This is a genomic window from Saccharothrix coeruleofusca, assembly GCF_017876325.1.
GTDB classification, from domain to species: Bacteria; Actinomycetota; Actinomycetes; order Mycobacteriales; family Pseudonocardiaceae; genus Actinosynnema; species Actinosynnema coeruleofuscum.
In genome coordinates this window covers 4,261,836-4,288,290 of sequence record NZ_JAGINV010000001.1, presented here as the reverse complement: position 1 = coordinate 4,288,290, position 26,455 = coordinate 4,261,836, and the positions used below count along the sequence as shown (strand labels likewise).

Below are 26,455 nucleotides of genomic sequence, written 5' to 3'. Positions count from 1 at the left end.
CACGCGGCGGTTAGCCTCGTGCCATGGGGGAACTGCGTCGAGTCCTCGCCGCCCACTTGCCCGGCCTCCCCGTGGAGTCGGTGCGGCTGCTGGGCGAGGGGCAGGAGAACGTCGCGTACGAGGTGAACGAGTCGCTGGTGGTGCGACGGCGCAAGCGGGGCTCGGTCGTGGCGGAGGCCGCCGTGCTGGCGGCGGTCGCGGAAGTCTCGCCGCTGCCGGTGCCCGTGCCGCTGTTCGCCGAAGGCGAGTGGATGGCCTACCGCAAGCTGCCGGGGGCGCCGCTGCACCGGGTCGGTCCCCGGCCGTCGGTGGTGGCCGCGCTGACCGAGTTCCTCGCCGCGGTGCAGGCCGCCGACATCCCGGCGCCCGAGGACGACCCCCCGCTGCAGGAGTGGCTGGCCGACGCGGCGGCCGACTACCCGGCCCTGCCCGTGCCCGAGGCGTTCCGGCGGCCGGTCGAGCGGTTCCTGGCCGCTCCGCCGCCCGCGGCCGGGCACCGGTCGGTGTTCTCGCACAACGACCTCGGGGTGGAGCACGTCCTGGTGGACATGGCCACGACGGGGGTCACCGGGGTGATCGACTGGACCGACGCGGCGTGGGTCGACCCGGCCTACGACTACGGCAGGCTGTTCCGGGACCTGGGGCCGTCGGCGCTGGCGGCGACCCCGGAGCCGCTGCGCGAGCGGGCGGTGTTCTACGCGCGGTGCACCGCGCTGGAGGACCTGGCCTACGGCGTGCGCGGCGGGCACGAGGTCTACGCGCGCAGGTCGTTGGAGTCGATGGCGTGGGTGTTCCGGGTGTAGCACCGCCGCGTGGTCGGGCGGCTCAGGACTCCAGGACCCGCCACACCGGGCCGTCGTGCCAGCTGGCCTCCAGGCGCGAGGTGCGGCCCGAGCCGGTGAACACGACCACCACCGCGTCCGCGGGCAGTTCGACGCTGGCGGCGTAGCCCTGGCGCGGGGTGGCCGAGATCGGCTGCATCGCGCCGGGGGAGAAGCGCACCGAGGCCACCCCGCCCTGGGTGGTGAAGCTGCGCAGGTAGGCGGGTTTGCCGTCGATCTCGGTCCAGGTGCCTTCCTCCGACGGCAGCGGCTGGGTGGCCGTGGTGGTGGTGGTCGTGATGCCGGTGGTGGTGGTCGTGGGCCGGGAGGCGGGGGGCGGGACGGCGGCCGTGGTGGTCGTGACCGCGGTCGTGGTGGTGGTGGTGGTCGTGGTGGCGACCAGCGACGAGTGCTGCACCGGTCCGGCCACCACGCGCGGTCGCTCCGGCACGCCCGCGTCCAGCACGAACCGGATGCCCAGCCAGGACAGCCCGACCGCGACGGCGGTCGACGCCGACCACGCGGCCAGGTACAGGGCCCGGCTCACGCCGGACCGGACGACACGCTGACGTGGTTGCCCACGTCGTCGCGGTCGGCGGCGTCCAGCACGGCGTCGAGCAGGTTCGGGAAGCGGGCCTCGATGTCCTCGCGGCGCAGCCGCACGTAGGAGCGCGTGCCCTCGCCTCGGGTGTCGGTCAGGCCCGCGCCGCGCAGCGTGCACAGGTGGTGGCTCAGCGTGGACTTGGCCACGGGGACGTTGAACTCGCTGAAGCAGCGCTCCTCGCCGTTGGCCAGTTGTCGGACCAGTCCCACGCGCAGCGGGTCGCTCAGCGCGGCCAGCACGTCGGTCAGGCGCAGCTGGTCGACGGCGGGCGGGGGTTCCCTGTGGCGCACGTGGACCATGATAACCGTTCGATGGTTTGCGAACTTCGAACGAAGTCGCTAGCTTGTTCGATGTTCACCGAATATCGAACAACAAGGGGTTGGGTCATGGAGTTGGCGAACCAGCGCGCCCTGGTCACCGGGAGCACCTCGGGCATCGGGCGCGAGACGGCCCTGCTGCTGGCGGGCGCCGGCGCTGCCGTGGTGGTGTCCGGGCGGGACGCCGAACGCGGCAAGGCGGTGGTCGCCGACATCGAAGCGCGCGGTGGGCGGGCCGAGTACGTCCAAGCGGACCTGGCGGACCTGGACTCGGTGCGCGAGCTCGCGGAGTCGGCGGGGGAGGTCGACGTCCTGGTCAACAACGCGGGCGTCTTCCCGGCCGCGTCGACCTTCGAGCAGGACCTGGCCGGCTACCAGCTCATGTTCGACATCAACGTGCGCGCGCCGTACTTCCTCACCGCCGCACTGGCGCCGAAGATGGTCGAGCGCGGCTCCGGCAGCATCGTCAACATCTCGTCGCTGGCCGCCGCCCGCGCCTTCCCCGGCACGTCGGCCTACAGCGCGACCAAGGCGGCGCTGGAGTCGCTGACCCGGACGTGGGCGCTGGAGTTCGCCGGGGTGCGGGTCAACACCGTGACCCCTGGGCCGGTCACCACCGACGGCGCGATGACCGAGGCCGCTGACGGCACGGACCCGAGGGCCGCGATCGCGCTGCTGGGGCGGGTGGCCTCGGCGTCGGAGATCGCCGAGGTGATCCTGTTCCTGGCCTCGCCCAGGGCCAGCTACGTGACCGGGGCCAACATCTTCGTCGACGGTGGCGGCGCGGTGTTCAAGTAGCGGTGTTCAAGTAGCGGTGTCCGACCAGCCGGGTGCCGAGCGCTCCTCCGCCCCCGCCCCGGCGCGAAGAGTTCTCGCGTTACCGTGCGCGCCATGGTTTCGGTGCTGCTCGTGGAGGACGACGCGGTGGTGCGCTCCGCCGTGACCCGAGCCCTGACCGGGCTCGGCCACGCGGTCCTGCCGGTGGGCACGGCGCTGGAGGCGCTGCGGGAGATCACCGCCGCCACCTTCGACCTCGTCGTGCTCGACCTCGGCCTGCCCGACGTGGACGGGGCCGACGCGCTGCGGATGATGCGCGGCGTCTGCGACACCCCGGTCATCGTGGCCACCGCCCGCGACGACGAGAAGGAGATCGTGCGGCTGCTCAACGCGGGCGCGGACGACTACCTGGTCAAGCCGTTCTCCAGCGAGCACCTGGCCGCCCGGCTGTCGGCGGTGCTGCGCCGCGCCCGCCGGGAGCCGCCGCCGGGGCCGCTGCGGATCGGCGAGCTGGTCATCGACCTGGACCGGCGCGAGGCCCGGCTGGGCGACCGGGAGCTCAACCTGACCCGCAAGGAGTTCGACCTGCTGGCCTACCTGGCCGCCCGGCAGGGCAAGGTGGTGCCGCGCGCCGAGCTGCTGGCCAACCTGTGGAACCTGTCCGGCCGCGACGACCAGACGCTGGACGTGCACCTGTCGTGGCTGCGCCGCAAGCTCGGCGAGCGGGCCGCCCAGCCGCGCTACCTGCACACCGTGCGCGGGGTCGGCTTCAAGCTGACGGCCGCCGGATGAGGACGACCGCGTGAGGAAGTCGCTGGCGCTGGTCTCGCTCGCGGTCACCTCCATGGTGGCGCTGGCCTTCCTCATCCCACTGGCCCTGGTGGTGCGCCAGCTCGCCGAGGACCGGGCGCTGGCCGACGCCGAGCGGCGGGCCGGGGCGCTGGCCCCGGTGCTGGTGATCACCGACGACCCGGCGGCGGTGCGGCAGGCGCTGGCGGGCAGCGACGGGCAGGTCGCGGTGCACCTGGGCGGCGGGCGGGTGGTCGGCTCGGGCAAGGCGACCGAGGAGCAGTTGCGCACCGCCGCGCGGGAGGGGCGGGCGTTCGTCGCCGAGGTCCCGGACGGCCGGGTGCACGTCCAGCCGGTGGTGCTGGACCGGGGCCGGGTCGTGGTGGTCGAGGCGTTCGTGGCGCGGGAGGAGCTGGCCCGCGGCGTCACGCAGGCGTGGCTGGCGCTCAGCGGGGTCGCGGTGACCCTGGTGCTGGGCTCGGTGCTGGTCGCCGACCGGCTGGGCGCGCGGGTGGTCAAGGCGTCGCGGGCGCTGGCCGACCAGGCGCGCAAGATGGAGCAGGGCGACCTGGCCGCCCGCGTCACGCCCACCGGCCCACCGGAGCTGGTGGAGGTCGGCGGCGCGTTCAACCGGATGGCCGACCGGCTGGGCCAGCTCGTCACCGCCGAGCGCGAGGTGCTGGCCGACCTGTCGCACCGGCTGCGCACCCCGCTGACCGCGCTGCGGCTGGACTCGGAGACGCTGGGCGCCGACAGCGGCGCCAACCGGGTCCGGCAAGCCGTGCACGCGCTCGAGCGCGAGGTCAACGAGCTGATCCGGGCGGCCCGCCGGGAGCTGGACGACCCGGCGGGCACGCGCTGCGACGCCGCGGAGGTGGTGCGCGACCGGCTGGTGTTCTGGTCCGCGCTGGCCGACGACCAGCAGCGACTGTGGAACCTGCGCGGCGTCGAGCGGCCCGCGCTGGTGCCGCTGACCCGCAGCGACCTGGCCGCGGCGATGGACGCCGTGCTGGGCAACGTCTTCCGGCACACCCCCGAGGGCACCGGGTTCGTGGTGGCGCTGTTCCACCAGGCCGACCGGGTGATCGTGGTGATCGAGGACGCCGGTCCCGGCATCGCCGACCTGGAGGCCGCGCTGCGGCGGGGCAGCAGCGGCGCGGGCTCGACCGGCCTGGGCCTGGACATCGCGCGCCGCGCCGCGGAGTCCACCGGGGGCTCGCTGGTGGTCGACCGAGGCCCGCTGGGCGGCACGCGCGTGCAGCTGCGGCTGACCCGGCTGGATGACGCTCCAGTCTGACCCGAGCGGCCTTTCCCGAACCTGATGACAACTTTAAATCTTCCATAAATAAATGCCTGTTGACATTTCCGCGAAGCTCGATAAAGTTGTTTCCAGGAAATGGGGCCGATCGCGGCGCTCCCAACGCTCGACCGGTCGACCCCATTCCACTCTGGTGCGGCGACCGCGTGCGCTACCCTGCATAGAGCGCAGTCGCGGTCGCCGCGCCCGAAAATCGCTGTCGAACGCAGATGAGGTTTTCGCGTGTCGCGCAAGAGCACCGCACTGCCCGTCGCCGCCTTCGCCCTGCTGGCACTGACCGGTTGTGAGGAGCCGGAGTCGATCGGGCTCGTGGGCGCCACCGCCACCACGACCACCCGCGCCCCGTTACAGCCCAGCGCCACCCCGACCACGAGCACCACGACGATCACCAGCGGCACCACCACGACGACGAGCACGACCACGACGACGAGCACCACGACCGCCGAGCCGACGACCACCACGACGACGGTCGCCGCCGCCACCACCACGACCAGCAGGCCACCTGCCGTCACCGCCACCACGACGACGGTCGCCGCGAAGCCGCCGGTCACCACCACGAAGGCCCAGGGCGAAGCCGACATCGCCGAGGCCAGGGTGGTCGAGCTGACCAACGCCGAACGCGCCCGCAACGGCTGCCCCGCGCTGGCCGCCGACCCGCGACTGGCCAAGGCCGCCCGCGCGCACAGCGCCGACATGGCCGCGCAGAACTACTTCAGCCACGTGTCCAAGGACGGCCGCTCGTTCGTCGACCGGATCAAGGCCGCGGGCTACCCCACCCCCGGCGCGGAGAACATCGCCGCGGGCCAGCGCACGCCCGAGGACGTGGTGAAGGGCTGGATGAATTCCGCGGGCCACCGCGCGAACATCCTCAACTGCGGGCTCAAGGCGATTGGCGCGGGCATGGCCAGGGGTGGTTCCTACGGAATCTACTGGACCCAGAACTTCGGCTGGTGACCCCTCGACACCCCGCGTGACCCGAATGCTCCGGTCATCGCGGGTGACATGCGCCGCCCGGACAACGCACCCGGCGGTAAACGGCGGCATCGCCGGGTGCCGCACCCGTCGCGGCGCATAGGCGAACGCCCCCGCTCCCACTCCGGTGGGGGCGGGGGCGCTCTGCCGTTGTCGGGGCTGTTGTCGGAATTGACGGTTTCACAGCCGTGGCTGGTGGGCTTCGGCGGGCAGTTCGTCGAGGATCAGCACGGTGTGGCTGGAGGTCACGTCCGGCATGGTCTGCAACCGGGTCAGCACCAGGTCGCGCAGGCTGTGCGCGTCCGGCGCACGCACCAGCAGCACCAGGTCGTAGTCGCCGGAGACCAGCGCCCCGTGCCAGACCTCGGGGATCTCCAGCACCCGCTGGCGCACCGCCTTCCACGAGTGCTGGCTGATCTTGAGGTAGACGTAGGCGGAGATGCCGTAGCCGTAGCGCTCCGGGTCCACCACCGCCGAGTAGCCGGTGATCACCCCGTCCCGGTGCAGCCGCTCCACCCGCGAGTACGCGCTGGCGCGGGAGATGTGCAGCCGCTCGGCCAGCGCCCGCATCGACAGCCTGCCCTCCGCGCGCAGCGCCTCCACGATGCGGCGGTCCGTGGTGTCGAGCGGAGCCGTTCGTCCAGCGCTGGGCGTCATGTGGCCGACTGTAACCCGATCGCGCGGCCATCCGTCCGGATTGTCCATCCGGAACTGGAAGATCGGTCGGTGTGAGCCGGATCATGCCAGGCACCGCGTTCCACCAGTTCCGGAGGTGCCCATGGCCCGCCTGCGCGCACCCGAGCGGGAGCGGACGCTGCTCCCCTCGGAGGAGCCGTTGTCGTTGCTGCGCAAGGACGGCTCGCCGGTCGAGGACTCGCCGCTGGAGATGCCCGACGACGACGTGCTGGTGCGGCTGCACCGGCACATGGTGATCGGCCGCCGGTTCGACACCCAGGCAACCGCGCTGACCAAGCAGGGCAGGCTGGCGGTCTACCCGTCCTCGCGCGGGCAGGAGGCGTGCCAGGTCGGCGCGGTGCTGGCGCTGCGCGAGCAGGACTGGCTGTTCCCCACCTACCGGGACTCGGTGGCGCTGGTGACCAGGGGCGTGGACCCGGCCGGGGCGCTGACCCTGCTGCGGGGCGACTGGCACCTGGGCTACGACCCGCACGAGCACCGGGTCGGCCCGCAGTGCACGCCGCTGGCGACCAACACCCCGCACGCCGTGGGCTTCGCGCACGCGGCCCGGCTCAAGGGCGAGGACACCGCCGCGCTGGTGATGCTGGGCGACGGCGCGACCAGCGAGGGCGACACCCACGAGGCGCTGAACTTCGCGGGCGTGTGGCGGACGCCGGTGGTGTTCCTGGTGCAGAACAACGGCTACGCCATCAGCGTGCCGCTGAGCAAGCAGACCGCCGCGCCCTCGCTGGCGCACAAGGGCATCGGCTACGGCGTGCCGTCGGTGCTGGTGGACGGCAACGACGCCGCCGCGGTCTACGCGGTGGTGCGCGAGGCGCTGCGCGCGGACGGGCCGACGCTGGTCGAGGCGATCACCTACCGCATCGAGGCGCACACCAACGCCGACGACGCCACCCGCTACCGCGACGCCGACGAGGTCGCCGCCTGGCTGGACCGCGACCCGGTGGACCGCCTGGAGGCGCACCTGGTCTCGCGCGGTCTGCTCGACGCCGCGGGCAAGCGGGCGCTGGCCGAGGAGGCCGAGGCGTTCGCCGCGCGGGTGCGCGAGCAGCTCAACGCCGACGTGGAGACCGACCCGGCGGAGCTGTTCGCCCACGTCTACGCCGAACCCACCACCCACCTGCGCGAGCAGGCGGCGCAGCTGGCGCGGGAGCTGGCATGACCACGGGCACGACCACGGGCACGACCGCTGACACGACCGTGGTGTCCATGGCGGCCGCGCTCAACCGGGCGCTGGCCGACGCGCTGGAGGCCGACGAGCGCGTGCTGGTCTTCGGCGAGGACGTGGGCGCGCTGGGCGGGGTGTTCCGGGTGACCGACGGGCTGGCGGCCCGCTTCGGCGAGCGGCGGGTGTTCGACACCCCGCTGGCCGAGTCCGGCATCGTCGGCACCGCCATCGGCATGGCCATGAACGGCCTGCGCCCGGTGGTGGAGATGCAGTTCGACGCCTTCGCCTACCCGGCGTTCGAGCAGATCACCAGCCACCTGGCCAAGCTGCGCAACCGCACCCGCGGCCGGGTCGAGGTGCCGGTGGTGATCCGGGTGCCCTACGGCGGCGGCATCGGCGGGGTGGAGCACCACTGCGACTCCTCGGAGGCCTACTACACCCACACCCCCGGCCTGCGCGTGGTCACCCCCGGCACCCCGGACGACGCCTACCGGCTGCTGCGCGACGCGATCGACTCGCCCGACCCGGTGGTGTTCCTCGAACCCAAGCGCCGCTACTGGACCAAGGGGCCGCTGCACGGCGGCCCGGCGGCGGCGTTCGACCGGGCCGTGGTGCGCCGCCACGGCCGCGACGTGACGCTGATCGCCTACGGGCCGATGGTCGCCACCGCGCTGGAGACCGCCGAGGCCGCCCGCGAGGAGGGCTGGGACGTCGAGGTGGTCGACCTGCGCAGCCTGTCGCCGTTCGACGACGAGACCGTGTGCGCGTCGGTGCGCCGGACCGGGCGGGCCGTGGTGGTGCACGAGGCGTCCGGGTTCGGCGGCTACGGCGCGGAGGTCGTGGCGCGGGTGACCGAGCGCTGCTTCCACCACCTGCACGCCCCCGTGCTGCGGGTGACCGGTTTCGACATCCCCTACCCGCCGCCGAAGCTGGAGGAGCACCACCTGCCCGGCGTGGACCGCGTCCTCGACGCGATCGACCGGCTGCAGTGGGACGACCGGGTGGTGGTGCGCGGTGCCTGACTTCCGGCTGCCCGACCTCGGCGAGGGCCTGACCGAGGGCGAGATCGTGACCTGGCTGGTGTCGGTCGGCGACCGGGTGGCGGTCGACCAGCCCGTGGTGGAGGTGGAGACGGCCAAGGCCGTCGTGGAGGTGCCCTGCCCGTTCGAGGGCGTGGTGAGCGCCCGGTTCGGCGAACCGGGGGAGAAGCTGGCCGTGGGGTCGGTGCTGCTGACCGTCGGCGAGCCAGAGCCGTCCGGTGACCGCAGCGGCAACGTGCTCATCGGCTACGGCACGTCCGCCGCGCCGCGCCGCAGGCGCCGGGCGGGGGCCCGCGTGCCCGCACCGCAGGCGCCGAGCATCCCCGCGCAGGCGGCTCCCGCCGAGGCAGTTCCCATCGAAAAGGGCCCCGTCGAGGAGGCCCCGTCCGGCAACCCCGGCGTCATCTCCCCGCTGGTGCGCCGCCTGGCCAAGGAGAACGGCCTGGCGCTGGAGCGCGTCCGGGGCACCGGGCCCGGCGGCGTCATCCGCCGCGTCGACGTGGAGCGGGAACTGGCCGCCCGCACCGCCGCCCGCACCGCCGAGCCCACCGGTGGCAGGCGCATCCCGCTGCGCGGCCCGCGCGGCGCGATCGCGCGCAAGCTGGCCACCTCGCGCCGGGAGATCCCCGAGGCCACCGTGTGGGTGGACGTGGACGCCACCGGCCTGCTGCAGGCCCGCGCGGCGCTGCCGTCGGTGTCGCTGCTGGCGCTGCTGGCCCGGTTCACCGTGCTGGGGCTGAAGAAGTTCCCCGAGCTGAACTCGCGGGTCGAGGGCGACGAGGTGGTCGTGCTCGACGAGGTCCACCTGGGCTTCGCGGCCCAGACCGACCGGGGCCTGGTCGTGCCGGTGGTGCGCGACGCGCACACCCTGACCACCGCCGAGCTGGCGGCGGCGATCGCGGCCCACACCGCCTCGGCGCGCGCGGGCACGCTCACCCCCGCCGCGCTGACCGGCGGCACCTTCACCGTCAACAACTACGGCGTGTTCGGCGTGGACGGCTCGGCGGCGATCATCAACCACCCGGAGGCGGCGATCCTGGGCATCGGCCGGATCGTGGACCGGCCGTGGGCGGTGGACGGGCAGCTGGCGGTGCGCAAGGTCGGGCAGCTGACGCTGGCCTTCGACCACCGGGTGTGCGACGGCGGCACGGCGGGCGGGTTCCTGCGCTTCGTGGCCGACTGCGTCGAGTCGCCGATCACCGCGCTGGCGGACCTGTGACCTGAGTGGACGGCCGGTACCCGACGAACCGGCCGTCGCGCACCCGCCCAGCACCGCACCGCGTTTATCGCGCGACCAACCACGTCCGCGCGCACTAGCGTGGCGGTGTGGCCAAACCCGACTACCCGATCCGGACCGAACGCCTGCTGCTGCGTCCCTTCACCCCGGCCGACCACGCGGCCCTGCACTCCTGGCAGTCCCGCCCGGACGTGGTGCGCTACCTCTACGGCGGGCCCCGCACCCACGAGCAGACCGCGGAGAGCCTGGCGCTCAAGTGCTCGGTGACCTGGCCGTCCGAGGAGGGCCAGCACCTGGCGCTGGCGCTGCAGCGCGGGGACGAGGTCATCGGCGAGACGGTGCTCAAGTGGCACAGCCGGGAGCACCGGCAGGGCGAGATCGGCTACATCCTGCACCCCGACCACCACGGTCGCGGCTACGCCACCGAGGCGTCGCGGGCGATGCTGCGGCTGGCCTTCGAGAACCTGGGCCTGCACCGGGTGACCGCCTCCTGCGACGCCCGCAACGAGGCGTCGTGGCGGGTGATGGAGCGGCTGGGGATGCGGCGCGAGGCGCACTTCCGGCACAACGAGTGGTTCAAGGGCGGCTGGGGCGACGAGATGATCTACGCCATGCTGGAGGACGAGTGGCCCGGCTGAGCGGACCCGACCTGGTCTGGTACGTCAGCTACGGCTCCAACATGCGGGCCGAGCGGTTCGGCTGCTACCTCGCCGGGGGAGTGCCGGTCGGCGCCACCCGCGGCTACCCCGGCTGCCGCGACCCCCGCCCGCCGCGCGCGGTGACCGGCTGGGAGATGGCGGGCGGCATCTACTTCGCCACCCACTCGCCGGTCTGGGACGGCGGTCGGGCGTTCTTCGACCCCGACCTGCCCGGCACCACCGCCGCGCGCGCCTACCTGGTCACCGCCGGGCAGTTCGCCGACGTGGCCTCGCAGGAGATGTACCGGGAACCGGGCGTGGACCTGGACCTGTCCGAGGTGCTGGCCACCGGCCGGGCCCAGCTCGGGCCCGGCCGGTACGAGACGCTGGTCCACCTCGGCGACCGCGACGGCCGCCCCGCGCTGACCTTCACCGCGCCGTGGCGCGCCGCCGAGGTCGAGCACACCGCGCCCTCGGCGGCCTACCTGCGGATGCTGGCCACCGGGCTGCGCGAGGCGCACGGCTGGGACACCGGGCGCGTGGCGGCGTACCTGGCGGAGGCCACCCCGTTCTGGTCCGCGCGGGACATCGCGGCGCTGTAGCCAGACGCTGTAGCCAGACGCTGTAGCCAGACGCTGTAGCCAGGCGCTGCGACCAGGCCCTACTGGAACTTCCAGCGCTGGTTGGCCTGGCCGTTGCAGTAGTAGGCGCCGACGCCGGTGGTGACGGTGCCCTGCGGGTACTCCTGGTCCAGGCACCAGCCGCTGAGCGCGTTGACCAGCGTCGTGGTGTCGTCGTAGTGGTCCCGCTCCATCCGCCAGCGCTGGTTGGCCCCGCCGTTGCACGGCCACGCGCCGACCGCCGTGGTCGCCGTGCCCTGCGGGTACTCCTGGTCCAGGCACCAGCCGCTCAGCTCGTCGACCACGACCGCCGTGTCGGCGGAGTCCCACCGCAGCACCCAGCGCTGGTTGGCCTGGCCGTTGCAGTGGTAGGCGCCGACGCCGGTGGTGGCGGTGCCCTGCGGGTACTCCTGGTCCAGGCACCAGCCGCTGAGCGCGTTGACCAGGCCGGGGTTGAGCGGGCCGGAACCGGGGGCGAAACCGGCGTCGAGGTCGTAGGCCCACCATGCCACCGGCAGCCGCGTCGGCGGCGTGGACAGCGGCGTGCCGACCACGTTGGAGTCCGCCCGCCAGTCACCGCGCAACGGCCGCGTGGCCCGCGTGCCCGCAGGTGCGGCGGCCTCCACCCGGTAGGTGCCCGCCGGCAGGTCGTGGAAGGCGTACTGGCCGCCGCCGGAGGGCAGCGCGCGCAACACCGTTCCCTCGTGGTCACTGTGCCCGATCAGGGTGAACGTCGTGTCCACCGCGGACTCGCCGCCCTCCCGCACGCCGTCGCCGTCGGCGTCGAGCCAGGCCCGCCCGCTGATCTCGCCGCCCTGCTGCGGGAACCACGCGTTCACCGGCGTCGCGTCCGCCAGCTCGACCCGCCTGCTGGAGGCGTCGAGCGAGCGGTAGCCCGCCGCCGAGGCCGTCACGTCGTAGGCGCCCAGCGGCAGCCCGGCGACCTCGAACCGGCCCTCGCCGTCGGTGACACCCGTGCGCTCGACGCCCGAGCCGACCCCGCGCACGGTCACCGACGCGCCCACCCTGGGCGGCTCGTCGGTGTCGCGCCCCCGGTCCCCGTCGCGGTCGAAGAACACCCACCCCACGACGCGCCCCTCGTCGGCCGCGCCCGCCTGCCCCGCGCCCGCGACCACCAGCCCGACCGCCAGCACGGCGGCGGACCACTTCCACGAAGTCCTCACGACATCCCCCCTCGATCTTGGTCGGGGGAAGGCTATCGGTAGGGACCGACAAGTCCCGTCACGCGGGCGCGCGGTCCCGCTCCGGCACCGCGCGCAGCGTGCCGTCCTCACCCGCCACGCAGGCCGCCGCGCGGTCGGTGGTGGCCAGGAACTGGCCCAGGCATCGCCCGAACTGCTCGTGTCCGCGCGCGTTGGGGTGGAACGACTCCTGCAGCGCGTGCGGCGCGCGCCCCTGGTCGCGCAGGCCGTCGAAGTCCACGGTCAGCCGGGTGAACCACTCGGTGCCCTGGTCGTCCCCGCCCGCGCACGCCTCGTGCCCCTCGCCCGCGCGCGACAGGTCCAGGAACCGGGCGTCGGTGGCCAGCGCCGCCGTGCGCAGCGCGGCCGACAGCTCGCCCACCGCGGTGTCGCGGACCCAGCGCATGTCCCGGGTGCGCAGCGGGCATCCGGCCAGGTTCTGCAGGCCGGCGGGCAGGTCGGGCGACACGGGGGAGGCGTAGGACTGGAGCACCAGCGTGTAGGACCGGTCGGTGTAGCCCTCGTCGCGCAGCACCGACCGGATGTCCCGCAGCGCGCGTTCCACCTTCGGCGTCATCCGCGCCACGCGCTCGCGCCACTGGTCGGCCAGCACGTCCGAGCAGTCCGCGCGCCGCTGGAACCACGCCTGCAGGCACTGGCCCAGCACGTCGGAGAAGCGCGGGTCGTCGTTCGCGCCCACCGCGACCACCACGGCGGTCACCCGGTGCTCGCGGGCGATGGCCGCCAGCTGCCGCGCCTGCGATCCCTCGGTGTTGCGCACCTGGTCGGTCAGGCCGACCTGCTCGGCGTTCGACCCCGAGCAGGCCAGGTTGAACACCCGGTCGACGTCCGGGATCGGCGTCTTGAAGATCTGCGCGGCGCGGGATCGGTGGCACCAGTTGCCCGCCTCGCCGTCGGTGCCCGGCTCGTAGTCGCCCGCGCCCTCCCCGGACATGGTCGAGTCGCCCAGCGCCACCGCCGCGGTCGGCGCGTCGCGGCCGGGACCGGGCGGCTCGGGGAACGGGCTGTCGCCGACCACCAGCAGCAGGGCGAGCAGGGGCAGGACCATGACGAGCGCCGCGAAGCGGCGGAGGGTGCTCCGCATCGCCGTCCATTCTACGGACAACCGGTCCGCCGCACGGGGTGATCGGCGGCTACTCGAACCGGCTCGGGTCGCCCGCACCTCGGCGCAGCACCTCCGGCTCGTCGCCGGAGAAGTCGACCACGGTGGTCGGCTCCGTGCCGCAGTCGCCGGAGTCGATCACCGCGTCGACCGCGTGGTCGAGCAGTTCCTTGATCTCCCAGCCCTGCACCAGCGGCTCGGCGTGGTCGGGCAGCAGCAGCGTGCTGGACAGCAGGGGCTCGCCCAGCGCGTCCAGCAGCGCCCGCGCCACCGGGTGGTCGGGGATGCGCGCGCCCACGGTCTTCTTCTTCGGGTGCAGCAGGCGGCGCGGCACCTCACGGGTGGCCGGGAGGATGAACGTGTAGCTGCCCGGCGTGGCCGCCTTGACCGCCCGGAACACCGTGTTGTCCACGTGCACGAACTGCCCCAGCTGCGCGAAGTCGCGGCACATCAGGGTGAAGTGGTGCCGGTCGTCCAGGTGCCGGATCTGCCGGATGCGGTCCAGGGCGTCCTTGTTGCCCAGGCGGCAGCCCAGCGCGTAGCAGGAGTCCGTCGGGTAGGCGATCAGCCCGTCCTGGCGGATCAGCTCGACGGCCTGGTCGATCGTTCGGCGCTGGGGGTTGACCGGGTGCACGTCGAAGTACCTCGCCATGGGCGGGGAGCTTAGAGGCACCGACCGCCCGGCGCGGCACGGGAGCGTCGGGCGGCCGAGGAGCATATTGCGGTAATGGCAAAAAATTTTGTCAGAACAGCCAGGGTTGCGGATAGTCGGGGGCACCGGACGAGAGAGGAGCGCTCGATGGAGCGGAACTACGACGTGGTGGTCGTCGGCGGTGGCGCGGCGGGACTGAGCGGTGCGCTGACGCTGAGCAGGGCGCGGCGGTCGGTGCTGGTGGTGGACTCGGGCGAACCGCGCAACGCCCCGGCCGGACACGTGCACAACTACCTGGGGCGGGAGGGCACGCCGCCTGGTCGGCTGCTGGCCATCGGCCGGGACGAGGTCGCTTCCTACGGGGGCGAGTTCACCGACGGCGCGGTCACCTCGCTCACGCGCGTCGACGACGGGTTCCGCGTGGCGCTGGCCGACGGCCGCGAGGTGGTGGCGCGTCGGCTGCTGGTGGCCACCGGGCTGGTCGACGAGCTGCCCGACGTGCCGGGGGTGGCGCAGCGGTGGGGTCGGGACGTGCTGCACTGCCCCTACTGCCACGGCTACGAGGTGCGCGACCAGGCGATCGGGGTGCTCGCCACGGTCGGTCCGCTGGCGGTGCACCAGGCGCTGCTGTTCCGGCAGTGGAGCGAAGACGTGGTGCTGTTCCTCAACGGCGTGGACGCGCCGGACCCGGAGCGGGCCGAGCAGCTGGCCGCGCGCGACGTCCGCGTGGTGGCGGGCGAGGTGGCCGCGCTGGAGGTCGAGGACGACCGGATCACCGGTGTCCGACTGGCCTCCGGGGAGGTCGTGCCGCGCCGCGCCGTCGTGGTGGGGCCCCGCTTCCGGGCGCGCGCCGACCTGCTGGCCGGCCTCGGGCTGGAGCCGGTGGAGCAGCTGGTGGAGGGACACGTCGTCGGCACCCACATCCCCGCCGACCCCACCGGGGCGACCAAGGAACCCGGCGTGTGGGTGGCAGGCAACGTCGCGGGCGCCCAGGCGCAGGTCATCACCTCCGCGGCGGCCGGGCTGACCGCCGGGGCGGCGATCAACGCCGACCTCGTCGCCGAGGACACCCGCCGGGCGGTGGCGCGACGCCGCTGAAGCGACGCCGCTGGAACAACTCCGCTGGAACAACTCCGCTGGAACAACTCCGCTGGGGCGACGTGGTGGTCGCGGGCGACCGCGACCACCACGGCATTGCCTGCAAGCCTTGGCGCCACTAGGGTTGCCCGCATGACTGCCGGGTCGGCCTTGGGCCACGAGCGAGTTGGGTGCCCGGCCACGGCGTGATCGCCGGGCGGGCCCGAGGGCCGCCTTCTCCGCACCCCCAACACCTTTCCACCCCGCCACGCGCGCACAGCCGCGCGTGTGCCGCCGCGCGTGCGCTGCCACGCGCCCACCTCCCACCGCGGTCGAGCGCGCTCCCGCGGTGTGGTCGTCATGCCTTGCCAACGGAGAAGGACCACCTGTGCCAGAAGATTTCAACCAGAAGGTCATCGAGGAGTTCCGCGCCAACCGGGGCCGCGTCGGCGGCTACTTCGAAGGCGCCCGCCTGCTGCTGCTCACCACCACCGGCGCGCGTTCGGGCAAGCGGCACACCGTCCCGCTGGGCTACCTGCCCGACGGCGACCGCGTGCTGGTCATCGGCTCGGCGGGCGGCGCGCCCCGGCACCCCGCCTGGTTCCACAACCTGGTGGCCGACCCCCGCGCCACCGTGGAGGACGGGGTGTTCACCTACGAAGCGCAAGCCGAAGTCCTGGCGGGGGAGGAGCGCGACCGCGTGTTCGCCCGCGCGGTCGAATCCGATCCGGGCTGGGGCGAGTACCAGGCCAGGACCACCCGCGTGCTGCCCGTCGTGGCGCTCAAGCAGGTCGGCGGCGGGCCGCCCGCCTTCGGGTCGTGGGCCGAGGCGGTCAAGGGCGTGCACGAAGCCTTCCGCCGCGAGTTGTCGTTGATCCGCGAGGAGATCACCCGCTCCGGGCCGGGGCTGGGCGCCCAGCTGCGGATCAACTGCCTGACCCTCTGCCAGGGCCTGCGCAACCACCACACCGGCGAGGACGTGGCCCTGTTCCCGTTCATCGCCGACCGGTACCCGGAGGTCAAGCCGGTGCTGGACCGGTTGGCGCTGGAGCACGAGCGGATCGCGGCACTGCTGGCGGACCTGCACCGGGTCACCTCCGAGGGCGACACCGGGCCGGAGGCGTTGCGGGTGGAGGTCGAGCGGCTCGCGGGCGAGCTGGAGCGGCACCTGGCCTACGAGGAGGAGCAGCTGGTCCCGCTGCTGGAAGTCGGCTGACGGCTCACCCCAGGGTGCTCACGAAGGCCAGCGCGCCGAGCGCGGGAACCGCTGCCAGCGCCAGCAGCGCGGACCGGCGGTCGGGGCGCGGGCCGTCGAGCAGCAGGCGCACTCCCGCCGGGACCAGTGCCGCGCACAGACCCGCGGTGGCGACCACGGAGAGCACCTCGGTGCCCTTGAGGACTCCCATCGGCAGCAGGCTCGTCAACGCCAGCGCCACCGCTCGCGCCGTGCCCAGCACCCGACTGCGGTGAGCGCCGAGCGCGAGCACCAACCAGCCGGACACGACGGTGAACGACAGGAAGCTGAACAAGTGCAAGTCCTGGTAGGACTCGGTGATCAGGGCCGTTGCGCGCTCCGCGCCCGCGTGGCGGACCATGCGGTGCGCAGCTTGGTCGACGCCCGCGTGGAAGGTGCGCTCGAACAGTCCACACAGGACCAGAGCGCCGCCCCACTTCGCCAGTGCCGGGCGCGTCCGCCCGATGTGGTGCACCAGCACGAGCACCGCCGGGCACAGCAGGACGTTGCCCGCCGTCGAAGTCGCTTGCGCGGCGGCCATCAGGCCGGGGTGCTCGGCGATGGCCGCGATCTGATGGGGGAAGAAGAAGGGGAACGGCGCTCGCAGCAGCGTGCCGGTGAGCAGCAGCAGCGGGCCGAGGACCAATGCCGTCGAGCCGATCCAGCGGCCGGGGAACCAGTGCGTCATGAGGTGAAGATCGCACCCGGTGCCCCGGTCCGGGATCGGCCCTGGGGCCGATTCGGCTGATCGGCCCCAGGACCGATCCCGCCTGGAGTCAGACGATGCCGCCGTTGGCGCGCAGGACCTGGCCGTTGACCCAGCGGGCCGGGCCCGCCAGGAACGACACGACCTCGGCGATGTCGGCGGGGGTGCCCAGGCGCTCCAGCGGCGGCTGCGCGGCCAGCTTGGCGATGGTCTCCTCGTCCTTGCCGTCCAGGAACAGCGCGGTCGCGGTCGGGCCCGGCGCGACCGCGTTGACGGTGATGTCGCGGCCGCGCAGCTCGCGGGCCAGGATCAGGGTGATCGCCTCGACCGCGCCCTTGCTGGCGGCGTAGGCGGCGTAGCCGGGCAGCGCCAGGCCGAGCACCGAGGTGGAGAAGGTGATGATCGCCCCGCCCCGGCGCACCCGGCGGGCGGCCTGCTGGGCGACCACGAAGGTGCCCCGGATGTTGGTGCGGTGCATCCGGTCCAGCGCGTCCAGGTCCAGTTCGGCCACCGGCGACAGCACCATCACGCCCGCCGCGTGGACGACCGCGTCCACTCCGCCGAAGGTCTCCTCCGCCGCGTCGAACACGGCGGCGACGGCGGTCTCGTCGGCGACGTCGGCCCGCACGGCGATGGCCTGCCCACCCCGTGCGGTGATGGCGTCCACGGCGGAGCGGGCCTCCTGCTCGTTGCCGCCGTACACGACGACGACGGCGAACCCGTCGGCGGCCAACCGCTCGGCGCTCTCCCGGCCGATGCCCCGCGAGCCGCCGGTGACGATCGCAACGCGTGCCATGGTGTGCTCCTCGAAGTGATGTTCCATCCGCTAACAACACAACGATATCATCGCTACCGAACCAGCGCTATCGACGTGCTGTTATCGTCGCTATATGGCTGAGACGACCAGGGAACGCCTCGTGCGGGCGGCGGCGGACCTGCTGCAACGGGGCGGGCGCGACGCGCTGTCCACCCGCGCGGTGACCGCGGCGGCCGGGGTGCAGGCACCCACCCTGTACCGGCTCTTCGGCGACAAGGACGGCCTGCTCGACGCGGTGGCCGACTACGGCTTCCGCACCTACCTGGGCTCCAAGCACGCGCTGGGCGACAGCGGCGACCCGGTGGAGGACCTGCGCCGGGGGTGGGACCTGCACGTGGAGTTCGGCCTGTCGATGCCCGCGTTCTACCTGCTGATGTACGGCGAACCGCGGTCCGGGGCGGCTTCCGAGGCCGGACGCCGGGCGCGTGCGGTGCTGCGTCGCATCGTCGAGCGCATCGCCGCGGCGGGCAGGTTGCGGCTGGGGGTGGAGCACGCCGCGCAACTGGTCCACGCCACCGGAATGGGAGTCGTGCTCACCCTGATCTCCAGCCCGCCGGAGGAGCGCGACCGGGAGCTGTCGGTGGTGGCGCGCGAGCACGTGCTGCGCTCGATCACCACCGACGAGGCCGTGGCGGGCGAGGCCACCGCGCCCAGCCGGGCGGCCGCGCTGCGGGCGGCGGTGGACGCGGACCCCCACCTCCCGCTCACCGCGGCGGAGCGGGCGCTGCTGGCCGAGTGGCTCGACCGGATCGCGGGCTGAGCCCCGGCCCGCGCTCTACTGCGTCGTCTCGAAGACCCGCACCGCGGTCGCCGTGCCGCCCTCGGTTTCGGCCACGACGGTCACCGCGTCGCCCTCGACGGGAGCACCCGGCGAGCCGAACGCCGTTCCGGCGTCGATGACGTAGGTCCGGCTGTAGCCGTCGCTGCTCCGGGCGGTCAGCGAGGTGTCGGTGACCGCGGTGACCGTGCCGCGCTGCACCTCGCCGTGCAGCAGATCGCTGATCAGCGGATCGCCGATCAGCGGATCACCGGCACCGGCGGGCGCCTGCCCCACCTCGGAGGACGACGCCGAGTTGCCGCTGGCGTGGACGACTCCGCCGCCACCGGCGGCGATCGTCAGCGCGACGGCCCCGGCCACGATGCCCTTGCGCAGCCCCGACGGCTGCGTCTGCCGCGTCGCGGGGGTGGGGTTTGACTGCTCGGTCGGGGTCATCGGCTGCTCCCAGCGGTTCGGGTCGACGTGGACCACCTTCGCGGTCGTGGCTGTGTCGCCGCTGTGCGCGCGGTGGGACCCGCCTGTGCGCCCACAGGCGCACAGGCGGGTCGATCGAGAGACCGGGAGTCAGCGTGCGTACTCGTGCAGCCGCGCGGCCACTTCCTCCGGCGACGGCATGGTGGCGATCTCCGCGGCCACCGCGCGGGCCGCGGCGCGGACCACCTCGTCGGCCAGCAGGGCGCGGGCGCGCTCGGTGATCGCCTCGGCGGTGACCTCCTGGCCGAGCAGTTGTTCGCCCAACCCGGCCTCGGCCAGCGCCGCGCCGTTGTCGAACTGGTCCGCGCCCTGCGGCAGCACCAGTTGCGGCACGCCCGCCGCCAGCGCGCCCAGCGTCGTGCCGCTGCCGCCGTGGTGCACCACCAGGTCGGCGTGCGGCAGCACTCGCGCCTGGGGTACCCACTGCCGCACCAGGACGTTCTCCGGCACCTCGCCCAGCGCCTCGACCTGGACCGTCGGCCCCGCCGCGACGAGCACCCGGACGTCCAGGGCCGACAGGGCGGCCAGCGCCCCGCGCAGCACGTCCGCGTGGCCGAACGCGGTGCCCAGCGTCAGGTAGACCAGCGGGCGGTCGTGCTCGGCCACTCCAGCGGGCAGCTCACCGGGCTCGGCGAAGGCCACCGGCCGCAGCGGGAGACGTCCGGAGGCGGGGGTGAACGCCTTGTCCTGCCAGGAGGGCGGGCAGATGTCGAGGTAGGGGTGGCCCACGAGGAAGGCGTGCTCGGAGGGCAGCGCCACGCCCAGTTCCGCGGCGACGTCCGCGAACTGGCCGGTGACCGCCTCCCAGGTCAGCGCGGGGCCGACGCGGCCGAAGCCGTGGCACAGGGCGGGGACGCCCGCGACCCTGGCGGCCAGGCCCGCGCCGGGCGCGCCCAGTTCGTGGACGACCAGGTCGGGGCGCCGGTCGGCCAGCACGGGGGCCAGGTCGGCGGCCAGCCGCCGGGGCAGCACCTCGGTGAACGCCTTGGCGGCCAGTTCCAGCGACTCGCCCTGGGTCGGTGGGGGTCCCACGGGCGGGAACTGCGCACCCCCGCTGGCCAGGGCGAACGCCTCTTCGAGCGGCATTCCCGCGGTGACCGGTGTCAGGTCGAGCGCGCGCAGCGTCGGGTGGAGCTCCTCGGTGGTGGCGTAGAGGACCTCGTGGCCCTGTTGGCGTGCCGCGCGGGCTAATGGCAGCAGGGGGTACGTGTGGCCGTACGTGCCCAGGCTGGAGAAGAGGATCAACACCTAATTAATCGTACGCTGAATTTCCGGCCCGCGCAGGCGCCTCCTCGCGCCCCAACGGCTTCCGGCGCGAACGGGGGGCGGATCGGTGCCCTGTCACTCACATGAGTGGAAAGGGCCCGGACCGGCTCCCCCGACCGGACACCGTCCCCCTTCCGTGCTGCACTCGAAGTGCTGGTGCTTTCCCTAAATCAAGGAGGCTGCGATGTCAGCTCAGACCGTGGTGCGCCCCGTCGCGACACCGGAAGAGCAAGCCGTCCTGCACGAGTTGATGGCGGAGCCGGAAGCCGCGATCAGCGACGCGCCGCTGTACTCGCCGCAGTCGGCGGGGCTGCTCCTGCTGGGGCTGCTGCTGTCCCCTGAGGTTCCCAAGGAGCCCAAGGACAAGTGAACCCGGCCGAAGTCCGGGTTCGCCTCGCGGACGCGGCCACCGCGTTGGCGGGCCGCGTGCTCGACGCCCTGCGCGGCGCGGGCGCGGTGGGCCTGGTCGACTACGTGGACGCGTGCCCCGACGAGGCGACGGCGCTGGGGGCGGTCCGACTGCTGGGGGCGGACCTGTTCGCCCCGCAACTGGTGGCGGACCGCCTCCTCGACGCGCGGGAAGCCGCCGTGGTGGCCGAGTCTTTCGGGACCTACCCCCCGGTGATCGGGGCGAGCTCGGAGGAGCAGCGGGTGGCCGCGTGGCGGGACTGGGCCGCGGTGCGGCTGCTGGCCCTGTTCTACGGACCCGAGCCGGACGCGGCGGGCGTCGCCCCGCCGGACAACGCCGCGGCCGTGCTGGGCAGGGTCGAGCAGTGGCCGCTGTGGTCGGCGGCCGTGGCCCGGTTGTCCCCACTGGCGCTGCCCGAGGTCGGCGGCCCGGTGGTGGCCGCCGTCGTGGCCGAGCCGCTGGCGCTGACCAGGGGCGCGAGCCGGGCGGTGCTGCGCCGCGACTACCCCACGGCGGCCCGGCTGGCGCGCTGGACCGCGCTGCTGGCCCACCTGGGCGTCGAGCTGCCGCTGGACCCCGCGCCGCTGGTCGAGCACGTCCGGCTGCGCGTCGGGGCGGAACCGAGGTTGCTGCTGGACCTGGCCGTGGCCCGACTGCTGCTGGGATCGGAGGCGGTGTGACCGGATCATCGGTGGCCCGCATCGCGCACGACCTGAGCACCGCCGCCCTGGACTGGCTGCACGCCAACCGGGAGCGGGGTGCCTTCCCCGCCGACACCGGCGCGGACCTGGGCGACCCGGACAGCGCTTACAAACCGCTCGGCGAGACCGCGCTGGCCGCCTCCCTGGTGCTGCGCGAGGGCGCGGCGGGCAGCGCGCAACTGCGCACCGCGCGCGAGCTGGTGGACTTCACCTGGCAGCAGATGCGCGAGGGCGCGCTGCTCTACGAGCGGCAGCTGCGCTACCCGCTGCTGACCGACCCGCTGGAGACCTACGCCCACTTCGCCCGCAGCGGCCACCGGCACGACGAGCTGGAGGAGCTGCTGGCGCACTGCGCGGCGGTCGGCTCGATGGTCGAGGTGGTGCCCAACCGCAGGCTGGCCGTGGCCAACGCGCACCGGACCGTGGGCGTCGGCGCCGACGACTGGCCGTCGCTGACCCGCGCCACGTGGCTGGGGCAGACCCCGCCGCCGTGGGCCATCGACTGGATGACCGGCTACAGCGTGACCCACACCGTCTTCCACCTCACCGACTGGGGCGCGCGGCCGGACGGGCTGCCCGCCGACATGACCGCCTACGTCACCGACTGGCTGCCGGTGTGGATCGACATCTGGTCCGAGGTGGGGCAGTGGGACCTGGTGGGGGAGCTGCTGATCGTGGGCGTCTGCCTGCCCCGGCCCAGGCTCGACGCCGCGGAGTGGGCGCGGCTGGCGGCGCTGCAGCACGCCGACGGGATGGTGCCCCGCGACGGCGAACCGGTGACCGGATCCCCGGACCAGCGGTTCCTGAACCACCAGCACACCACCGTGGTCGCCACGGTGGCGGGCACGCTCGCGTTGTCCCGGCTGCTGAACGGCGCCGCGTGACCGACCCGCTCACCCCTCTTCTGTCCACTGTGGATGGTACTGCGGTGGCCGCCCGCCGGGGCGACGAGGACTTCCTGCTGACCTCCGGGACCACCGCCCGCGGCGGGGCGCTGCCGGTCCGGTCGGACACCCGGTTCGAGATCGGCTCGCTGACCAAGACGTTCACCGCGCTGCTGCTGGCGGAGATGGTGGCGCGCGGGGAGGTCGGCTACGACGACCCGGTCGAGCGGTACCTGCCGCGCGAGTGCGCCCCGCGCGCCCCGATCACCCTGGTGCGGCTGGCCACCCACAGCTCCGGGCTGCCCAAGCTGCCGCCGGGGCTGTGGCGCTCCGCCCTGCCCGCCTGGTTCACCAACCCCTACCGGGCGTTCACGGCGCGGGACGTGCTCGCCGCCGTGCCGCGCGCCCGCCCGCGTCCGGGGGTGCGCTACTCCAACTTCGGCGTCGGGCTGCTGGGCCACCTGCTGGCCCGCGCCGCGGGCTGCCCGTTCGAGGAGCTGCTGACCGCCCGCGTGCTGCGCCCGCTGGGGCTGCCCGACACCGGCTGCGCCCCCGCTCCCCAGGCCACCGGCTACTGGCGCGGCAGGCCCCGCCCGCCGTGGGAGATCCCCGGACTGCCCGCCGCGGGCGCGTTGCGCTCCAGCGCGCGGGACATGCTGCGCTACCTCACCGCCCACCTGAACCCGAGCGCCACCCCGCTGGAGCGGGCGCTCACCGAGGTCGCCCGCCCCCGCGTGGCCCTCCCCGGCGGCGCCGACCACCTGTGCCTGGTGTGGAACCACCGCGCGCGGCCGGGGCACGAGCTGCTGTTCCACTCCGGCGGCACCAGGGGGTTCACCTCCTTCGCGGGCTTCAGCCCGCGGGCGGGGACCGCGCTGGTCGCCCTGGTCAACACCGGCCCGACCCTGCGCGGCACGTTCATCCAGCGCTCCTACGAAGCCCTGCGCACCCTGGCCACCCTCGCCCCCGCCTGACCCACCGCGCCCGCAAGTACCACCCGTGCGCTTTGGCCGAGCGCGTAACCACTACCCGCGTCGGCGGACTGGGGCGGCGGGTAGTGGTCAGCGGCCCGCTGCGGCGGGCCGGGTGGTACTTGCGGGCGGGGCTAGGTTCTGGGGGTGCGGGTGTGCGTCTACTGCGGATCGTCGTCCGGTCGCGCCGAGTACCTCGCCGCCGCGCGGCGGGTCGGCGAGACCCTGGCCCGCCGCGGCGCGGAGGTGGTCTACGGCGGGGCCAGGGTCGGCACGATGGGCGCGGTCGCCGACGGCGCGCTGGCGGCGGGCGGACGGGTGATCGGCGTGATCCCGCGGTCGCTGGTGGACTGGGAGGTCGCCCACGACGGCCTGACCGAGCTGCGCGTGGTGGACACGCCGCACGAGCGCAAGGCCGTGATGACCGGGCTGGCCGACGCCGTGCTGGCGCTGCCCGGCGGCGCGGGCACCTTCGACGAGCTGTTCGAAGCCTGGACGTGGGCGCAGCTCAAGCTGCACGCCAAACCGGTCGGCGCGCTTAACGTCGCGGGCTACTTCGACCCGCTGGTGGCGCTGGTCGAGCACATGCTCCGCGAGGGCTTCCTCAAGCCGCCCTACCGGGACATGCTGCTGGTCGACGACGACCTGGAGCGGCTGCTGGACCGGTTCGCCGACTACCGGCCGCCCGACTACACCTGGTCGGACGACCCGCCGTGACCAGCGCCGGGGCGCGTCCCGCCCACCGTGACCGGCCCATTCGTCGATCTTCCTCGATGGAGTGAGCGATCTATCGACTGACGTCGATTGACGCGACCATTGTCGCCGGTCGACAATCAGCGCCATGACCACGACCCTCGCCACGCGGGACGCGGCCACCTACGCGCAGTGGTTCGCCTGCCTGGCCGACCCGACCAGGGTGCGGGTGCTGCACGTCGTGGCCACCGCGCCGGGAGAGATCACCGTCGGCGCGCTCACCGAGGCCGTGGGCATCAGCCAGTCCACCTGCTCCCACCACCTGCGCAAGCTCGCCGAGGTCGGGTTCGTCCGGCTGCGCAAGGAGGGCACGGCGACGCTGGTGTCGGTCGACCCGGCCTGCCGCGCCTGCCTGCCGCACGCCGCCGACGCGGTCATGGGCACCGTCGCCACCCGCCCGCGCCACCCCGCGAACCCGCCCGCCGACGTCACCGTGCGCGCCATGACCGATGACGACTGGGCCGACGTGCGGCGCGTCTACGGCGAGGGCATCGCCACCGGCAACGCCACCTTCGAGACCGAGGTGCCCAGCAGGCGCACCCTGGACGCCAAGTGGCTGGCAGGCCACCGCTGGGTCGCCCAGCTCGGCGACCGGGTCGTGGGCTGGGCCGCGGCCACGCCGGTGTCGACCCGCGAGTGCTACTCCGGGGTGGCCGAGACCTCGGTCTACGTGGGGGAGGGGGTCCGCGGCCGGGGCGTGGGCACAGCGCTGCTGCGCAAGCAGGTCACCGCGGCCGACGAGGGCGGGCTGTGGACGCTGCAGACCGCGATCTTCCCGGAGAACCGCGCCAGCATCGCCCTGCACCACGCCGCGGGCTTCCGCACCGTCGGCGTGCGCGAGCGCATCGCCCGGCACCACGGCGTCTGGCGCGACACGGTCATGCTCGAACGCCGCTGCCGGACCGCCGAGCCGCCGTCGTGCTGAGCGGACCTCAGGCGTCCGGGCCCGCGAGCGCGTCGAACTCGTCCTTGATGATCCGGTAGCACTCGCAGGCGATGCCGGTCAGGCGCGGCCGGTCGAGGATGGCGAGGTTGCCCCGGCTGTAGGTGATCACGTCGTCGGCCTGCAGCTTGCCCGCGATCTCGGAGACGGTGCTGCGCCGCACGCCGAGCATCTGGGCCAGGAACTCCTGGGTGAGGGGGAACCGGTCGCCGCGGGTGCGGTCGCCGGTGGTGAGCACCCAGCGGGCGGCGCGCTGCTCGGCGAGGTGGGCGACGTTGCAGGCGACGTTCTGCGCCATCTGGGTGATCATGGTCTCGGTGTAGCGGTGCAGCAGGCCGTGCAGCTGCCCGTCCTGGTGCAGGAACTCCCGGAAGTCGGTCGCGGACAGCTCCGCCGCCCTGCCGGGCACCTGGCAGAACGCCGCGGTGGGGCTGGTCGCCGAGCCGAGGAACAGCGGCAGCCCGACCATGCCCTCGAAGCCGACCGTGGCGACCTCGACCACACCGCGCTCACCGCTGACCGGCGTCACCAGCGAGAAGACCGAGTCCAGCGGGAAGTACACCGCGTCCATGGGGTGCCGGTACTGGTAGATCGGCTGCTTGATCCGCAGGTCGACGACGCGCAGGCCGGGGCGCAGCCGGGTGAACTCCGCCTCCGACAGCTTCGCCAGGAGCGTGTTCCACCGGTAGTCGTCCACGTCCGCCCTCCTCGTGCCGCGGTGCCGTGGGGGTACCCGCTGTGGTCGCGGCCACCCCGCCATGTGTCGGCTACCGGGCACAGGGCGGTAGCCTGGACGTCGTGTCCGCCACCGCGCACGGCCCCGTGCCCCCTGGTTTCCAGGCGGTGGCGATGATCGCCTCGCTGGGCGGCCTGCATGCGGTCTCGGAGGTCCTGCGGGGCCTGCCCGCGGACTTCCCCGCGCCGGTGGTGGTCGTCCAGCACGGCCGCCGCGAGGCCGACGGCGACCGGCTCGGCCGCCTGCTGGCGCGCGTGACGCCGCTGCCGGTGCGGACCGCCCGGACCGGCGACCCGCTGGGCGCCTCCGGGGTCGTGGTCGTGCCGACCGGGCACTGCGCGGTCCTCGGGCCCGACCGCACGATCACCCTCGCTGAGGGGCCCGCCCTCCGCTCCGGCGACCAGTTCCTGACCAGCCTCGCCGCCACCCTCGGGCAGGCGGTGATCGGCGTGGTGCTCACCGGGATGCTCGACGACGGCGCGCGGGGCGTCCGCGAGGTCAAGCGCGGCGGCGGCCGGGTCCTGGTGCAGGACCCCACCACGGCCCGCGCGCCGGGGATGCCCGCCAGCGCCATGGCCACCGGCTGCGTGGACTTCGTCCTGCCGCTGAACCGGATCGCGGCGGCGCTGGTGGCGCTGACCATGGCCCCCGGCGGCGCCGACCTGCTCCGCGTGCCGATCGCCCCCTGGGCCCGTCTGCACGCCTGAGCCCGCGCTCACACGGTGGGCAGCG

At 74.0% G+C, this 26,455-nt stretch carries 31 protein-coding genes; 20 read left to right on the top strand and 11 right to left on the bottom strand.

Annotation, left to right across the window (positions count from 1 at the left end; genetic code table 11):
* The first annotated feature begins 23 nt into the window (after positions 1-23).
* A complete protein-coding gene (locus JOF41_RS18880; RefSeq protein WP_209620867.1) occupies positions 24-803 on the top strand; it encodes a phosphotransferase family protein in 780 nt (259 codons plus the stop codon).
* A 22-nt stretch (positions 804-825) separates the two neighbouring features.
* Here the strand turns inward: JOF41_RS18880 and JOF41_RS18875 are convergent, their stop codons facing one another.
* Entirely contained in the window at positions 826-1,368 is a 543-nt protein-coding gene (locus JOF41_RS18875) for a hypothetical protein (RefSeq protein WP_209620864.1), read from the bottom strand.
* On the bottom strand, positions 1,365-1,724 hold the full coding sequence (locus JOF41_RS18870) for an ArsR/SmtB family transcription factor (protein WP_189224951.1): 360 nt from the start codon (positions 1,722-1,724) through the stop codon (positions 1,365-1,367). The genes JOF41_RS18875 and JOF41_RS18870 overlap by 4 nt, the downstream gene beginning before the upstream one ends.
* An 87-nt stretch (positions 1,725-1,811) precedes the next feature.
* Here JOF41_RS18870 and JOF41_RS18865 point away from each other — a divergent pair, with 87 nt between their 5' ends.
* The 4 genes from JOF41_RS18865 to JOF41_RS18850 all read left to right on the top strand — a co-directional run bounded on the left by JOF41_RS18865 (position 1,812) and on the right by JOF41_RS18850 (position 5,580).
* Positions 1,812-2,540 (top strand): SDR family NAD(P)-dependent oxidoreductase, encoded by a 729-nt coding sequence (locus JOF41_RS18865; RefSeq protein ID WP_189224952.1) that lies wholly within the window; start codon positions 1,812-1,814, stop codon positions 2,538-2,540.
* 93 nt (positions 2,541-2,633) lie between these two features.
* The gene (locus JOF41_RS18860; RefSeq protein ID WP_189224953.1) at positions 2,634-3,311 is read left to right on the top strand and encodes a response regulator transcription factor; all 678 of its coding nucleotides are present in this window, start codon (positions 2,634-2,636) and stop codon (positions 3,309-3,311) included.
* A 10-nt stretch (positions 3,312-3,321) separates the two neighbouring features.
* Positions 3,322-4,605: a HAMP domain-containing sensor histidine kinase gene (locus JOF41_RS18855; RefSeq protein ID WP_189224954.1), complete on the top strand. Its 1,284-nt coding sequence runs from the start codon at positions 3,322-3,324 to the stop codon at positions 4,603-4,605.
* Positions 4,606-4,848: 243 nt separating this feature from the next.
* Positions 4,849-5,580 carry a CAP domain-containing protein gene (locus JOF41_RS18850; RefSeq protein ID WP_189224955.1) on the top strand — a complete coding sequence of 244 codons (732 nt, stop codon included), beginning with the start codon at positions 4,849-4,851 and terminating at the stop codon, positions 5,578-5,580.
* 198 nt (positions 5,581-5,778) lie between these two features.
* Here the strand turns inward: JOF41_RS18850 and JOF41_RS18845 are convergent, their stop codons facing one another.
* On the bottom strand, positions 5,779-6,255 hold the full coding sequence (locus tag JOF41_RS18845; RefSeq protein WP_189224956.1) for an Lrp/AsnC family transcriptional regulator: 477 nt from the start codon (positions 6,253-6,255) through the stop codon (positions 5,779-5,781).
* 121 nt (positions 6,256-6,376) lie between these two features.
* Here JOF41_RS18845 and pdhA point away from each other — a divergent pair, with 121 nt between their 5' ends.
* From pdhA to JOF41_RS18820, 5 genes are all read left to right on the top strand, one after another.
* A complete protein-coding gene (gene pdhA, locus JOF41_RS18840) occupies positions 6,377-7,456 on the top strand; it encodes a pyruvate dehydrogenase (acetyl-transferring) E1 component subunit alpha (RefSeq protein WP_189224957.1) in 1,080 nt (359 codons plus the stop codon).
* Complete coding sequence (locus JOF41_RS18835; protein ID WP_244989628.1) at positions 7,453-8,484, top strand: alpha-ketoacid dehydrogenase subunit beta; 1,032 nt, start codon at positions 7,453-7,455, stop codon at positions 8,482-8,484. The genes pdhA and JOF41_RS18835 overlap by 4 nt, the downstream gene beginning before the upstream one ends.
* A complete protein-coding gene (locus tag JOF41_RS18830; protein ID WP_209620861.1) occupies positions 8,477-9,721 on the top strand; it encodes a dihydrolipoamide acetyltransferase family protein in 1,245 nt (414 codons plus the stop codon). Before JOF41_RS18835 ends, JOF41_RS18830 begins: the two co-directional genes overlap by 8 nt.
* A 107-nt stretch (positions 9,722-9,828) precedes the next feature.
* Entirely contained in the window at positions 9,829-10,377 is a 549-nt protein-coding gene (locus tag JOF41_RS18825; RefSeq protein WP_189224959.1) for a GNAT family N-acetyltransferase, read from the top strand.
* Complete coding sequence (locus tag JOF41_RS18820; protein WP_229795951.1) at positions 10,365-10,979, top strand: histone deacetylase; 615 nt, start codon at positions 10,365-10,367, stop codon at positions 10,977-10,979. The genes JOF41_RS18825 and JOF41_RS18820 overlap by 13 nt, the downstream gene beginning before the upstream one ends.
* 59 nt (positions 10,980-11,038) lie before the next feature.
* Here JOF41_RS18820 and JOF41_RS18815 read toward each other — a convergent pair whose 3' ends face one another.
* Genes JOF41_RS18815 through JOF41_RS18805 form a run of 3 tightly spaced genes read right to left on the bottom strand, consistent with a single transcriptional unit; the run spans position 11,039 to position 13,974 of the window.
* Positions 11,039-12,181, bottom strand: a complete 1,143-nt coding sequence (locus JOF41_RS18815; RefSeq protein ID WP_209620858.1) for an RICIN domain-containing protein — start codon at positions 12,179-12,181, stop codon at positions 11,039-11,041.
* Positions 12,182-12,239: 58 nt separating this feature from the next.
* The gene (locus tag JOF41_RS18810; RefSeq protein ID WP_209620855.1) at positions 12,240-13,304 is read right to left on the bottom strand and encodes a GDSL-type esterase/lipase family protein; all 1,065 of its coding nucleotides are present in this window, start codon (positions 13,302-13,304) and stop codon (positions 12,240-12,242) included.
* Between the two features lie 49 nt (positions 13,305-13,353).
* A complete protein-coding gene (locus tag JOF41_RS18805) occupies positions 13,354-13,974 on the bottom strand; it encodes an L-threonylcarbamoyladenylate synthase (RefSeq protein WP_189224962.1) in 621 nt (206 codons plus the stop codon).
* A gap of 147 nt (positions 13,975-14,121) precedes the next feature.
* On the opposite strand from JOF41_RS18805, the gene JOF41_RS18800 reads away from it, so the two are divergent.
* Both JOF41_RS18800 and JOF41_RS18795 read left to right on the top strand, forming a co-directional pair.
* Positions 14,122-15,072: an NAD(P)/FAD-dependent oxidoreductase gene (locus JOF41_RS18800; protein WP_209620853.1), complete on the top strand. Its 951-nt coding sequence runs from the start codon at positions 14,122-14,124 to the stop codon at positions 15,070-15,072.
* 367 nt (positions 15,073-15,439) lie between these two features.
* Positions 15,440-16,267 (top strand): nitroreductase/quinone reductase family protein, encoded by an 828-nt coding sequence (locus JOF41_RS18795; protein ID WP_209620850.1) that lies wholly within the window; start codon positions 15,440-15,442, stop codon positions 16,265-16,267.
* A gap of 4 nt (positions 16,268-16,271) precedes the next feature.
* On the opposite strand, the gene JOF41_RS18790 is transcribed toward JOF41_RS18795, so the two are convergent.
* Together JOF41_RS18790 and JOF41_RS18785 are read right to left on the bottom strand one after the other, a co-directional pair.
* A complete protein-coding gene (locus JOF41_RS18790) occupies positions 16,272-16,973 on the bottom strand; it encodes a hypothetical protein (RefSeq protein ID WP_189224965.1) in 702 nt (233 codons plus the stop codon).
* 88 nt (positions 16,974-17,061) lie between these two features.
* Positions 17,062-17,787 carry an SDR family oxidoreductase gene (locus JOF41_RS18785; protein ID WP_189224966.1) on the bottom strand — a complete coding sequence of 242 codons (726 nt, stop codon included), beginning with the start codon at positions 17,785-17,787 and terminating at the stop codon, positions 17,062-17,064.
* Between the two features lie 94 nt (positions 17,788-17,881).
* On the opposite strand from JOF41_RS18785, the gene JOF41_RS18780 reads away from it, so the two are divergent.
* Positions 17,882-18,568 carry a TetR/AcrR family transcriptional regulator gene (locus JOF41_RS18780; RefSeq protein WP_189224967.1) on the top strand — a complete coding sequence of 229 codons (687 nt, stop codon included), beginning with the start codon at positions 17,882-17,884 and terminating at the stop codon, positions 18,566-18,568.
* Positions 18,569-18,583: 15 nt separating this feature from the next.
* Here the strand turns inward: JOF41_RS18780 and JOF41_RS18775 are convergent, their stop codons facing one another.
* Entirely contained in the window at positions 18,584-19,021 is a 438-nt protein-coding gene (locus JOF41_RS18775) for a hypothetical protein (RefSeq protein ID WP_209620847.1), read from the bottom strand.
* 129 nt (positions 19,022-19,150) lie between these two features.
* Positions 19,151-20,308 (bottom strand): glycosyltransferase, encoded by a 1,158-nt coding sequence (locus tag JOF41_RS18770; protein ID WP_209620844.1) that lies wholly within the window; start codon positions 20,306-20,308, stop codon positions 19,151-19,153.
* Positions 20,309-20,510: 202 nt separating this feature from the next.
* On the opposite strand from JOF41_RS18770, the gene JOF41_RS18765 reads away from it, so the two are divergent.
* The 6 genes from JOF41_RS18765 (at position 20,511) to JOF41_RS18740 (ending at position 24,969) form a co-directional block, all read left to right on the top strand.
* Positions 20,511-20,696, top strand: coding sequence for a hypothetical protein (locus tag JOF41_RS18765; RefSeq protein ID WP_189224970.1), 186 nt, complete (start codon positions 20,511-20,513; stop codon positions 20,694-20,696).
* A complete protein-coding gene (locus tag JOF41_RS18760) occupies positions 20,693-21,415 on the top strand; it encodes a hypothetical protein (RefSeq protein WP_209620841.1) in 723 nt (240 codons plus the stop codon). The genes JOF41_RS18765 and JOF41_RS18760 overlap by 4 nt, the downstream gene beginning before the upstream one ends.
* Entirely contained in the window at positions 21,412-22,320 is a 909-nt protein-coding gene (locus JOF41_RS18755; RefSeq protein WP_209620840.1) for a DUF6895 family protein, read from the top strand. The genes JOF41_RS18760 and JOF41_RS18755 overlap by 4 nt, the downstream gene beginning before the upstream one ends.
* 44 nt (positions 22,321-22,364) lie before the next feature.
* A complete protein-coding gene (locus JOF41_RS18750; protein WP_209620837.1) occupies positions 22,365-23,294 on the top strand; it encodes a serine hydrolase domain-containing protein in 930 nt (309 codons plus the stop codon).
* A gap of 144 nt (positions 23,295-23,438) precedes the next feature.
* The gene (locus tag JOF41_RS18745; protein ID WP_209620835.1) at positions 23,439-24,008 is read left to right on the top strand and encodes an LOG family protein; all 570 of its coding nucleotides are present in this window, start codon (positions 23,439-23,441) and stop codon (positions 24,006-24,008) included.
* Positions 24,009-24,132: 124 nt separating this feature from the next.
* The gene (locus JOF41_RS18740) at positions 24,133-24,969 is read left to right on the top strand and encodes a helix-turn-helix domain-containing GNAT family N-acetyltransferase (protein WP_189224974.1); all 837 of its coding nucleotides are present in this window, start codon (positions 24,133-24,135) and stop codon (positions 24,967-24,969) included.
* A 7-nt stretch (positions 24,970-24,976) separates the two neighbouring features.
* Here the strand turns inward: JOF41_RS18740 and JOF41_RS38325 are convergent, their stop codons facing one another.
* Complete coding sequence (locus JOF41_RS38325) at positions 24,977-25,684, bottom strand: Crp/Fnr family transcriptional regulator (RefSeq protein ID WP_209620833.1); 708 nt, start codon at positions 25,682-25,684, stop codon at positions 24,977-24,979.
* 101 nt (positions 25,685-25,785) lie between these two features.
* Between JOF41_RS38325 and JOF41_RS18730 the strand changes: the two genes are divergently transcribed.
* Positions 25,786-26,430, top strand: coding sequence for a chemotaxis protein CheB (locus tag JOF41_RS18730; RefSeq protein WP_209620831.1), 645 nt, complete (start codon positions 25,786-25,788; stop codon positions 26,428-26,430).
* Positions 26,431-26,455 lie beyond the last annotated feature (25 nt).

Excerpts from the sequence above, each read along its gene's own strand:
- JOF41_RS18880 (WP_209620867.1), top strand. The coding sequence starts at position 24 with ATGGGGGAACTGCGTCGAGTCCTCGCCGCCCACTTGCCCGGCCTCCCC.
- JOF41_RS18870 (WP_189224951.1), bottom strand. The coding sequence starts at position 1,724 with ATGGTCCACGTGCGCCACAGGGAACCCCCGCCCGCCGTCGACCAGCTG.
- JOF41_RS18865 (WP_189224952.1), top strand. The coding sequence starts at position 1,812 with ATGGAGTTGGCGAACCAGCGCGCCCTGGTCACCGGGAGCACCTCGGGC.
- JOF41_RS18860 (WP_189224953.1), top strand. The coding sequence starts at position 2,634 with ATGGTTTCGGTGCTGCTCGTGGAGGACGACGCGGTGGTGCGCTCCGCC.
- JOF41_RS18845 (WP_189224956.1), bottom strand. The coding sequence starts at position 6,255 with ATGACGCCCAGCGCTGGACGAACGGCTCCGCTCGACACCACGGACCGC.
- pdhA (WP_189224957.1), top strand. The coding sequence starts at position 6,377 with ATGGCCCGCCTGCGCGCACCCGAGCGGGAGCGGACGCTGCTCCCCTCG.
- JOF41_RS18835 (WP_244989628.1), top strand. The coding sequence starts at position 7,453 with ATGACCACGGGCACGACCACGGGCACGACCGCTGACACGACCGTGGTG.
- JOF41_RS18810 (WP_209620855.1), bottom strand. The coding sequence starts at position 13,304 with ATGCGGAGCACCCTCCGCCGCTTCGCGGCGCTCGTCATGGTCCTGCCC.
- JOF41_RS18805 (WP_189224962.1), bottom strand. The coding sequence starts at position 13,974 with ATGGCGAGGTACTTCGACGTGCACCCGGTCAACCCCCAGCGCCGAACG.
- JOF41_RS18800 (WP_209620853.1), top strand. The coding sequence starts at position 14,122 with ATGGAGCGGAACTACGACGTGGTGGTCGTCGGCGGTGGCGCGGCGGGA.
- JOF41_RS18790 (WP_189224965.1), bottom strand. The coding sequence starts at position 16,973 with ATGACGCACTGGTTCCCCGGCCGCTGGATCGGCTCGACGGCATTGGTC.
- JOF41_RS18785 (WP_189224966.1), bottom strand. The coding sequence starts at position 17,787 with ATGGCACGCGTTGCGATCGTCACCGGCGGCTCGCGGGGCATCGGCCGG.
- JOF41_RS18780 (WP_189224967.1), top strand. The coding sequence starts at position 17,882 with ATGGCTGAGACGACCAGGGAACGCCTCGTGCGGGCGGCGGCGGACCTG.
- JOF41_RS18775 (WP_209620847.1), bottom strand. The coding sequence starts at position 19,021 with ATGACCCCGACCGAGCAGTCAAACCCCACCCCCGCGACGCGGCAGACG.
- JOF41_RS18765 (WP_189224970.1), top strand. The coding sequence starts at position 20,511 with ATGTCAGCTCAGACCGTGGTGCGCCCCGTCGCGACACCGGAAGAGCAA.
- JOF41_RS18740 (WP_189224974.1), top strand. The coding sequence starts at position 24,133 with ATGACCACGACCCTCGCCACGCGGGACGCGGCCACCTACGCGCAGTGG.